The 1,110-nt window shown below is 29.5% G+C and carries 1 protein-coding gene; it reads left to right on the forward strand.

The window, feature by feature from the left end; genetic code table 11:
* Positions 1–15 precede the first annotated feature (15 nt).
* Positions 16–303, forward strand: coding sequence for a hypothetical protein (locus ND811_RS19315; RefSeq protein WP_265353604.1), 288 nt, complete (start codon positions 16–18; stop codon positions 301–303).
* Positions 304–1,110 lie beyond the last annotated feature (807 nt).

Genomic DNA, 1,110 nt, shown 5'->3' on the forward strand with positions numbered 1-1,110 from the left:
AAAAAAAAATAAAATATGAACCAATTTAAGATTCTTATAATTTTCACCTGTATCATCTTAATTCAATGTGTCCCAAATAACCAATCTGCAAGAGACAGATGCAAAAAAGGTACACAAAACAAATCTGGTAAAGAAGCTGATGTAAACTTTATATGCTCTATAGCTACGATCAATTACAAAAGAGCAGAACAAAATAATGACACCGCTCTGAAAGATGGAGCTTTATTTAGCTGTCTACTCGCAATAGAAGATTTAAAAGACTGTGATAAGAAAGCAAATATCAAATTCGGCATAAGCAATTAAAATATACCAATTAGCATCTTATTTTTTAAAGAAAAATATTAACAATTAATTCATACTTTTAAAAAAATCTTGTGCTTTTTTTAAACCAGCAAAATCTACAAAAATCTTTTTTTCTAAATGAAACAGAGTTTAAAAGAACTTTTCCAAGAATACACTTTATTGGTTGAATATAGAATATTTTTCCTATACGAAAAATTTAGAGAACTTTAAATGAATTCGATTATTAGTAACTTACTTTTATTAACCCACAATAACTATAATGGACTAATTTTTATATTCTTCGGTATACCCATTTCTATAGTTTTAATCTTTGCATTTTTGAAGTATGAAATCATGAAAATACTTTTTTTTGAAAGAGAGGGTTTAAAATGGAGATCATTCTTATCTTCAATCTTTGAGCTCTTACTTTCAATATACATTATAGAATTTATCACAAATTCAAATTTGAAATCATTATTAATTTTTATTTTCGCATTAATTTTAAATCTACTATTACAATCTCTCATTTTATTTTCAGAAAAATTTAAAAGTTCATTATTATTCAGAAACAAAATCGGACTTACTATTATTTTTATATTTATTAGCCCAACTATGGTTTTCATAGTTTATAAATATGTCGTATTTTTTCCAATTTAATCTTTTGCAATTTTTACGGCGTATAACAGCGACTTACCGCTTCGCTTCGGCACGAGGCCTCGCTCGGCCTACGGCAAATCCTCCTCCTGGCATTCGCCTTGCTTACGCAAGCTACATGCCAGTCCCTAACGTCCCGTCACCGGGACTCAGGGTCGGAGGACTTCGGTAAGT

The sequence above is a fragment of the Leptospira soteropolitanensis genome (genome assembly GCF_026151655.1).
GTDB classification, from domain to species: domain Bacteria; phylum Spirochaetota; class Leptospiria; order Leptospirales; family Leptospiraceae; genus Leptospira_A; species Leptospira_A soteropolitanensis.